8 protein-coding genes and 1 tRNA gene are annotated in these 8,536 nt (G+C 63.2%); 2 read left to right on the top strand and 7 right to left on the bottom strand.

All coding sequences use genetic code 11. The features are described from left to right. Positions 1–139 precede the first annotated feature (139 nt). Positions 140–994: a LysR substrate-binding domain-containing protein gene (locus ACLRGI_RS19555; protein WP_419203166.1), complete on the bottom strand. Its 855-nt coding sequence runs from the start codon at positions 992–994 to the stop codon at positions 140–142. A 166-nt stretch (positions 995–1,160) separates the two neighbouring features. Here ACLRGI_RS19555 and ACLRGI_RS19550 point away from each other — a divergent pair, with 166 nt between their 5' ends. Further along, entirely contained in the window at positions 1,161–2,546 is a 1,386-nt protein-coding gene (locus tag ACLRGI_RS19550; RefSeq protein ID WP_419203165.1) for an MFS transporter, read from the top strand. 48 nt (positions 2,547–2,594) lie between these two features. Here ACLRGI_RS19550 and ACLRGI_RS19545 read toward each other — a convergent pair whose 3' ends face one another. From ACLRGI_RS19545 to ACLRGI_RS19525, 5 genes are all read right to left on the bottom strand, one after another. Continuing rightward, positions 2,595–3,767: a N(5)-(carboxyethyl)ornithine synthase gene (locus tag ACLRGI_RS19545; RefSeq protein WP_419203164.1), complete on the bottom strand. Its 1,173-nt coding sequence runs from the start codon at positions 3,765–3,767 to the stop codon at positions 2,595–2,597. Further along, positions 3,764–3,898: a hypothetical protein gene (locus ACLRGI_RS19540; protein ID WP_011776304.1), complete on the bottom strand. Its 135-nt coding sequence runs from the start codon at positions 3,896–3,898 to the stop codon at positions 3,764–3,766. Before ACLRGI_RS19540 ends, ACLRGI_RS19545 begins: the two co-directional genes overlap by 4 nt. Before the next feature lie 106 nt (positions 3,899–4,004). After that, on the bottom strand, positions 4,005–4,466 hold the full coding sequence (locus ACLRGI_RS19535) for a nuclear transport factor 2 family protein (protein WP_419203163.1): 462 nt from the start codon (positions 4,464–4,466) through the stop codon (positions 4,005–4,007). A 153-nt stretch (positions 4,467–4,619) separates the two neighbouring features. After that, positions 4,620–4,693, bottom strand: a tRNA-Gly gene (locus tag ACLRGI_RS19530). Between the two features lie 79 nt (positions 4,694–4,772). Next, positions 4,773–6,287 carry a M15 family metallopeptidase gene (locus tag ACLRGI_RS19525; protein WP_419203162.1) on the bottom strand — a complete coding sequence of 505 codons (1,515 nt, stop codon included), beginning with the start codon at positions 6,285–6,287 and terminating at the stop codon, positions 4,773–4,775. Between the two features lie 239 nt (positions 6,288–6,526). Here ACLRGI_RS19525 and ACLRGI_RS19520 point away from each other — a divergent pair, with 239 nt between their 5' ends. After that, positions 6,527–6,970 carry an SRPBCC family protein gene (locus ACLRGI_RS19520; RefSeq protein WP_419203161.1) on the top strand — a complete coding sequence of 148 codons (444 nt, stop codon included), beginning with the start codon at positions 6,527–6,529 and terminating at the stop codon, positions 6,968–6,970. A 56-nt stretch (positions 6,971–7,026) separates the two neighbouring features. Here ACLRGI_RS19520 and ACLRGI_RS19515 read toward each other — a convergent pair. Further along, on the bottom strand, positions 7,027–8,536 hold a 1,510-nt coding region (locus tag ACLRGI_RS19515; RefSeq protein ID WP_419203159.1), incomplete at its 5' end, for a CAP domain-containing protein.

Below are 8,536 nucleotides of genomic sequence, written 5' to 3'. Positions count from 1 at the left end.
TGCAATTGGCGGAAAGGGGTGCACCGTACGAGCGACAAAGGCTACCGGGCCCTCTTGGTCCTCCACGGGGCATGGAAGCTTGCCGATGGCTGAGTGAGCTTAGCGTCAATCATTCGGCGAGCGTACTGCCCCTGCCCCACTAGTTCGACTTACTCAGCGTCCTGCCCATGATGGCCTGCGTCAGGGCATCGATCACCTCGGCGTTGGCCAGGGGATTCCGGATCAGGGTGAAATCGACGTCGCCCACAGGCGGCAGTCCGAACCGCTGCGTAATGACCTTAAGGTCCTCGGGAACCAGCGACGACGGCATCACGGCAACTCCGATCCCGGCCCGCACGGCTGCGAGCACCCCACTGATTTGCTTGGTGCTGCACGTGATCCGCCAAGTCCGACCCTCGGCTTCCAGTGCGTCAATGGCCAGTTTCCGGCTCAGGCTTGGCGCTGGGTAGGCAATGAGTGGGACGGGTGCCCCGGGTTCCAGTACTGTCTGCTCCACGCCGACCCAGGCGAAGTTATCGTGCCGGACCACCGTGCCTTCCTTTGCCCCGGCCACCCATTTCACGAACACCAGGTCCAGCTGGCCGGCATTAAGTCGCTTATAGAGCTGATCGCTTTGGCTGACGGTGAGCTCCAGGTTGATCTGCGGGTACAGCTGCCGGAATTCACGAAGGATGCGGGGAAGGCCGGTGATGGCGAGGTCGTCGGCGGTGCCGAATCGGAGGCGTCCCCGCATGGCCGAACCGTAAAAATAGCGGGCGGCGGAGTCGTGTGCGGCGAGGATGCTCCGGGCAAAACCGGCCATCGCGTCGCCGTTGTCGGTGAGCCGGACCTCGCGTGTATCGCGGGCAACCAGCACCCGTTTGGCGGAAGCCTCAAGCTTGCGGACATGCTGGCTGACCGTGGGCTGCGCGAGCCCAAGTCGCTCAGCAGCCTTGGTGAAACTCAGCGTTTCCGCCACGGCCAAAAAGGAACGGAGCTGGACAGGTTCGAACACGGAACTCCTAAAGCGCAGGTCAACGCCGGGCCGGAGTACTGCGCCCTTCCAGCACGGTCATTGCATTCCGCAATGCTAGTTATAGGCGCAATACGCTTCCATAATTGCTGCTCGCAACCCTAGCGTTAAAGGCATCCCACCGAAACTCTCCATCCGAGGACTACCTTTGGCACCCCCACCGCCTTCAGCGGCAAACGTCAGCCAGCCCGTCATCGATTCCCTGTCCGCACCTCAGCCCGCGGACACCGTCACCCAGCCACTCGCCGTCGTGAGTGAAAAGCTGCCCTGGCGGCATACCTTCATCTCCCTGAAGGTACCCAACTTCAGGATCTTCGTGATCGGCCACTTCATTGCCGTCATCGCAATCTGGATGCAGCGCATCGCCCAGGACTGGATGGTGCTGCAGCTATCCGGTTCCGTCACGGCCGTGGGTATTACCGTGGCATTGCAGTTCCTGCCATCGCTTTTCCTTGGTCCGTGGGGTGGCATGATTGCCGACCGCTTCGCCAAGCGAAAAATTCTCATCATTTGCCAGGCGGCAGCGGCAGTGCTGGCCGCAGTGTTGGCAGTACTCTCCCTGAGCCAGCGCGTTGAAGTGTGGCATGTGTACGTCATCGCCCTGGTCTTGGGCTTCGTCACTGTCTTGGACCAACCCGCCCGGCAAGTGTTCGTCAATGAGCTAGTCGGCCCCAAGTACCTCCGGAATGCCATTAGCGTGAACTCCACAACGTTCCAGCTCGGCGGACTGATCGGTCCCGCTTTGGCCGGCGTGCTGCTGACTGCAGTGGGTGCCGGTTGGGCCTTCGCCGCCAACGCGGTGGCCTGCTGCTCCACGGTTGCGATGCTGCTGATCCTCCGTAAGGACCAGTTGCACCTCAACCAGCCGACTCCGCGCAAGAAAGGCATGCTGCGTGAAGGCCTCAATTACGCGCTGAGCAAGCCCACCATCTACTGGCCGTGGTTGATGGCCGGCTTCGTGGCAGTTTTCGCCATGAGCCTGCCTGTGCTGCTGGCCGCGTTTGCGGACAACGTGTACGACGCCGGCGCCGGAGGCTACGGCCTGCTGAACGCGATGGTTGCGCTCGGTGCACTGACCGGCGCGGTGGCGTCCACCCGCCGTCGTCAGCTGCGGTTGCGGTCGGTAGTGACCTCCGCCGGACTGTACGGGCTGATGCTGTGCGTCTCTTCGCTCATGCCAACCATGGTGTGGTTCAGCGTCACCATGGTCCTCGCAGGATTCTGGTGCCTCATGTTCCTCACCGCAGCCAACCAAATGGTGCAGACCAGCTCCAACATGAGCATTCGCGGCCGTGTCATGAGCCTGTACCTGGTGGTGCTGATCGGTGGCCAGGCCATCGGGGGTCCCATGATGGGGTGGCTCGCTGAGCACCTCGGCCCTCACCTGGCCGTCCTGATCTCAGGTGGCGTGCCGGCCATCGCGGCTGCGGTAGTCGCCGTCGTACTTGCCCGGAAGTCGTCGCTGCACGTCAAAGTGGACCTGCGTGATCGCCGCAGGGTGCTGAAGATCGTGCAGGAGCCACAGACGGTTTAACGTCATGAAGCGCCCCCGGTAGCAGGGGGCGCTTCATTCTTTGTGAGGCTATTTTGGCTGGAGCTGAGCCACAGGCAGGTGTGGGTACACCGCTGAGCGTCCTTGGAACTCCAGGACGTCCGGATTGCGGATCACGCCGTCGCGGATTTCGATCGCGCGTGTAATCGTCTCGTTCGCATCCCACCCGACCGGGCCCTGCACCACAGTGTCCAGGAACGGAAGCAGGGCCTCGCTGATTTCCCAGCTGGCCGAGTTCCACAGGTATGACGGGCTGTGGTCCACGGCGTAGTAGTTGACGTGCCCGCCAACGCGGAACATGGGCTCGTCGAACGTGGTGGTCCGTGCCCAGTCGAAGCCCATGCCTTCGTCGCAGGACACGTCAACGATCAGGCTGTCCGACTGGAACTCCGACAGGTCCTCAGTGCGGAGATAGGTCAGCGGCGCGTTGGGATCCTGCAGGGTGCAATTGACCACGATGTCCGCCGCGGCCAGGAACGGCGCCAAGGGCTTGCGCCCCTTTTCCGTGATGACTTCGCTGAGGAACGGTGCTTCGCTGTCATGGTCGAATTGAACGATCCGTACTGAATGGATCGGCGACCCGACGGCGGCAACGCCCCGGTTGGTGAGAACCTGGACGTCGTGGACGCCATGGGCATTAAGTGCCGTCACAGCGCCGCGGGCCGTGGCGCCGAAGCCAATCACGACGGCGCTCAGCCGGCGGCCGTAATCGCCCGTGGAACCCGTGAGCGCCAAGGCATGCAGCACGGAGCAATAGCCGGCGAGCTCGTTGTTCTTGTGGAAGACGTGCAGGCCGAAGCCGCCGTCACCCGCCCAGTGGTTCATGGCCTCGAAAGCAATGAGCGTGAGCTTCTTGTCAATCGCCAACTGGGTGATGGCCCGGTCCTGCACACAGTGCGGCCAGCCCCACAATGTTTGGCCGTCACGGAGCTCCGCCAAGTCCTGTGCCTGCGGTTTGGGCAGGAGGATGACGTCATTGTTGGCGATCAACTCCTGGCGTGTGCCAAGGCCTCCAACCAACGATTCCAGTTTGCTGTCCGGGACACCGAACCGTTCTCCGTAGCCGTGCTCAAAGCGGAGTTGCCGGCGCACTTCCGGAGCAATGCGCTCCAAATGCTGCGGGTGGATCGGCAGGCGGCGCTCGTTGGGCTTCAGAGAGGAAGCGAGGACGCCAACGGTCAGCTGGCCTGTTGGTGCGGTCACTTCTTGTTGCCGGTTGAAGGCTTCGCGGCCTCCGTGGCGGAGGACTCGGAAGCCCGCTTGTCCGCCCGCTTTTCCTTGATGGATTTGCTGGATTTCTTCGATGCAGTTTGGCGCGGTGATTTGTCGCCCATGATGGCTCCCTTAGAGCGGAGCCGAAATGGCTCCTGACTCCTGACGATACACCTCCCCGGATGGCGCTGTGGCCGGAGTCACCCGGCCGGGCTGCCGGCGTATGGGTTACTGGGCCGGCTGAACCGCCGGACGTCCATGGGTTACGCGGTGAGTGACGCGATCTGCTGTGTCGTCCACGGTCAGAACCTGCTCCACAGGCTCCAGGTAGAAACGGGCGCTGCTGATGATTCCCTGATCCACATCAAAGATGATGACGCCGGTCATCTCATGAGGCGTGCCATCACGGCGGGCACCCTTCAAATGCAGCTCGGTCCACACGCTGCTCCCCTTCACGCTGTGCGACAACATGCGGGCTGCTATGTCCGGTACGCCGGCGAAAAGTTGCTCCCAGTTGCTGCGGATAGTGTCCCGACCCGTGAACCCCCGGGTGGGGTGGGCCGGTGTTTCGTTGACGTAGCCCGGCGCGAAGCACTCAGCCAGGGCTTCGAGATCATGCTTGTTCGTGGCTTCCAGCAGGCGGTTGATGATGGCGAGCGGACCCGCCTCACGATCGTCGGTGAGAGTCATTGGGGGACCTCCCGGATAGGTGGATGTACGTAAGAGTTTAGGCTCGTGAGGCCTCCCGGTCGACGGGTGCGCTGCCCTCTTTGGCCAGTTCCGGCGTCGTGCGTCCAGTTCTTGGAAAAGACAAACCCCGGATCGCTGGATCCGGGGTTTTCTTGGAGCGGGCGACGGGAATCGAACCCGCGTATCGAGCTTGGGAAGCTAGCGCTCTACCATTGAGCTACGCCCGCATTGCCCGGGAAAAACTCACCCGAGCGAGTCCTAGCTTAGCGCAGTTGCAGCACTCCTCATGACCGCCGCACCGGCTGCCTACTTGAACAGCTTCATGCCATTCCAGCCGTTGCCCACTTGCCGCTGGCCGCCCCAGGCTCCCGTCCCCAGCCTGTAGTCCACGAGGTAGCCGTCCACGGTTTGTGCAGTGATGCTTCGAGTGCCCGGACCGGACAAACCGAAGCTCGGGACCAGTGCCTTCATGGTTCCCCACCCGGAACCCACCGTGGTGGGAAGGCCTGCGAAGCCACCCCCGCCATTGCCGGGGTAGCTGAGCAGGTGCCCGGAGGGTGTGGTCGCCAGGATGTCGTTGGAGCCGTCGGCATTCCAGTCGGCCATGGTCAGGCCCATGCCCGCCCAGCCGCTTCCAATGTCCACACGGTAGGTCAACGCCCTGCCTGAGGTGTTGGGGTAGTACCGGAGCCCGCCATCCGGGAAATAGCCCACGATGCCCGGATACCCCTGAGCCGCGGACCACTTGCCCACAGTGATGGTCATCTTGTCCCAGTCACCTGTGCCGACGACGATCTGCGTGGAGAACGCACCGCCGGGCCAACCCTTGAACAGGCCCAAGGTGCCGTTGTCCCACTGCGCCAAAATGTCGTAGACGCCATCAGAATCCCAGTCCACCACGAAGGCCTGCTTCAAGCCCTGCCAGTTGGAGCCGATCACCGTGGGAACGCCATAGCCGCCACCGACGTGTGCAGGGTAGCGAAGCAGCCGCCCTGACGAGTCCGCAGCCACCAGGTCCGCGCCGGAGGTGATGCTCGCATACGCGGTGGGGTTGCCGGCGAAATACTGCTCCATGGTGGGGAAGCCACGGCGTTTCATGTCGGTGGCGAGGTCCACTCCGACGTAGCGCAGGTGCCACGGCTCGTAGCTATAGCCCGTGACGTTCGTGTAGCCGTTGGGGTAGCGGACAATGAAGCCGTACTTGTGGGCATTCGCTGCCACCCAGATACCGGCTGGGGTGTCCCCGAAACAGGTGCTGAGGCCGCAAGAACCGTTGGCGTTCCCTACGTCAACGGCGAGCCCGGTCTGGTGCTCGCTGTGCCCTGGTCGTGCCGAAATGAGATCAGCCTGTGCCTGCCCGTAGATGCTGACGTAATAGGCGTAAACCTGCTGCTGCTGCGCGTAGGAACGGTAGCCGCTCACCACCGCCAGCCCGCCGGTGCCGGCATCGGCCGCACCTTGGAACAAGCCATTGAGCCATGCCGCAGCTTCGGCCCGCAGATACTGGCCGGAACCGCGGGCGTTCACCAGGTCGCCGGGAGCGTAGCTCAGAGGATTCAGGGGCCGGGACTTGTTGACCAGCACAGAGTAATTCGCGGGGTCGCCCACCGGATCAACGCTCGGCAGGGGATTCGCTATGGTCGGTATCGCGGCTTGCACGACGGCGGCCCGAGCGTTGGTCGGTGCCGCGGTCACGGCAGCAGTTGCCAGCGCAGCCGTGGCAGGAGCGGCGGTGGCAGGAGCCGCGGTTACGACGCCGCCAGCCACCGCCAGACTGAAGAATGCAGCGCAAGCCGCCAGCCGTCGTCGTGCGTTCCTCATGGAACCCGAGTGGATTTGACCTCGCATTACGCCCCCAATTTGCTTGTAGCCAGCCGCAGGAACTTTACCCGGCGCGCGGCCTCCTGTCAGCAGTACCCCGGAAATCGGGAGATAACCATTCGGTCAAGGCTCGGCAGCAGTGTGTTGCGGGCGCCTGCCGCTGACTATTCTGAAGGTGTTAGCTGCAGCGTATGGGGAACCGGGCTACGACACTCGACCGTACGCCGAAAGAGGTTTTCGTGGCATTCGCAGCCAATGAAGTGGTGATCAGCAAGGACGCCATGACCGTTTACGGATTCCTCATGGATGGGATGAACAACTCGCTCTGGCGATCGGGCGTGCGCAGTATCGCGCTTCGCTCCGGCGTTCGCGGCCAGAAAGGCGCCCTCTACCAGCAGACCGTCTCCGGTCCCGGCGGCCGGCCCGTTGCCGCCGACTTCAGGATCACCGAAGCCCGTCCAGGAGCCGAAGTCCGTTACGCCGTGGTGGCAGGACCTGCGCGGCCTACCGGAGGCTTCTACCTCAGCACCGAAGGCAACACCACCCGTCTCCGCTTCGCACTTGAGTATCATCCCAAAGGCCTGCGGAAGCTCATGAACGGCATATTCCAGAAAGCCTTGGAAGGCGAAGTGGCGCAGTTGGAACAACTCAAGGTTGCGATCGAGTCCCACGCGGACTCTTAGCGGGGATTGTTGGCGTACGACGCCGACACCCGGGTTGGGTCTCTCGGCTCAGCTTTCTACTGGGCGAACTTCAGCCCGCCCCAGCCGATGCCGATGGTCACCGGCGTGGTAAGCCGTCCCGTGTTGAGATCCCAATACTCAACAACACCGTTGCGATCCAGCCCGGCAATGCCTGTCGAGTCGGGCCCCGTTAGGCCGCGCAGCGCCCGTAGCCCCGTGTAATCGGTCCATTCCGCACCCACTACAGGACGGGATTCCTGCTTGGGTGTGCCCAGTCCGCTTCCGCGATACAGCCGGAGGGTGCCGTTGGCCTCAGTGGTAAGGAGGTCCTGGAAGCCGTCGGCGTTGTAATCCACCATGCTCAGCCTGATGGCAGGGAATCCGGTTCCGATCGCCGCCTGCGCACGAATGTAGGCCAGGCCTGCGTTCTTGTAGAGGTACAGGTTGCCGCCTGAGTCCATGGCAACGATCTGGGGAAGCCGGTTGTTTGCGCACCAGGTGCCCACAGCAATGTTCAGGGTCCCCCAGCCCTGGCCGAGCGCAATGGGGTCCTTGAATCCGCCGGATTGAAGACCCGGATACACCAGCAGGGCGCCGTCGAGCCTTTGTGAGATCAGATCAAACACGCCGTCGCGGTCCCAATCCGTGATGAAGAGGTCCTTGAGCCCGGTAAAGCCGACGCCGATCCTCTTGCCACCGCCGTACCTGCCGCCACCCCACGATGGGTAGGCAACCACCGAACCATCGCCGGCGATTGATACGAGGTCAGCTGCACTGCTGATCGATGCCGTACTCAAGTTCAGGCTGGGCGGTTGGTGCTTGCTGCCGGGCTCGCACACACCCACGGGGTCAGTTGGCGGCGGGACAGTGCCGCCCGGGCTCGTGGTGGTTCCGGCCGGTAACGACGTGTAGCCGAAGAAATTCACCACTCCCCAGAGCGTGAAGCGGTTCGGGGTGGTCTGCCAATTGCCGTCCGTGTAGGTGATGCCGATGCCCATGACGTTGAATCGGGGATCACGCAGAAGGGCATCATGACCCGGAGAGCCCTTCCACCACTCCACAAGCTGTGCCGCGTCACGGTCCCAGCGGACTGCGATGACTTCACCCGCGCCGTTGTTCGGGTTGAGCGCCCGGGGATCTGTCCAGAAGTTGGCGCGGTGCTGGATCACCTCACGCGTCGCGATGCTGTTGGACCAGTCTTGGGCAAGGCTCGCCACCGTTGCGTGATACTTCACCGGTGCCAGGCCCAGCGAAGCGCGGTAGCTGTTGATCGCGTTGAAGACCGTCAAGATCGCCGCTGTGTTGCTGTCAGGGAGGAGGGCCAGGGCGCCGTTTCCTGGATCCATGTTGCCGCTTGGGCTCTTTCCCGGGAAGGGGGTTGGCGGCGTGGGTGTTGGGGCTGTTGTGGCTTCGGGTGCCGTCGGAGTTGGCGAGGCAGCTTGGGGCGTTGGGCTCGGGGATGGGGTTTCGGTTGGGGGTGCGGTTTCGGTTGGATGCGCTGTCGGCTCCGGGCTCTCTGTCCCGGGCATGGACGGGTCGGGCATGGACGGGTCGGGCCCGACGGCC

The organism is Paenarthrobacter sp. PPS72 (assembly GCF_048537125.1).
Classification (GTDB): domain Bacteria; phylum Actinomycetota; class Actinomycetes; order Actinomycetales; family Micrococcaceae; genus Arthrobacter; species Arthrobacter nitroguajacolicus_E.
Note: the sequence above shows the minus strand (reverse complement) of the source record. Positions and strands in the feature narration are given on the sequence as shown.

Excerpts from the sequence above, each read along its gene's own strand:
- ACLRGI_RS19540 (WP_011776304.1), bottom strand. The coding sequence starts at position 3,898 with ATGGGCGACAAATCACCGCGCCAAACTGCATCGAAGAAATCCAGCAAA.
- ACLRGI_RS19535 (WP_419203163.1), bottom strand. The coding sequence starts at position 4,466 with ATGACTCTCACCGACGATCGTGAGGCGGGTCCGCTCGCCATCATCAAC.
- ACLRGI_RS19525 (WP_419203162.1), bottom strand. The coding sequence starts at position 6,287 with ATGAGGAACGCACGACGACGGCTGGCGGCTTGCGCTGCATTCTTCAGT.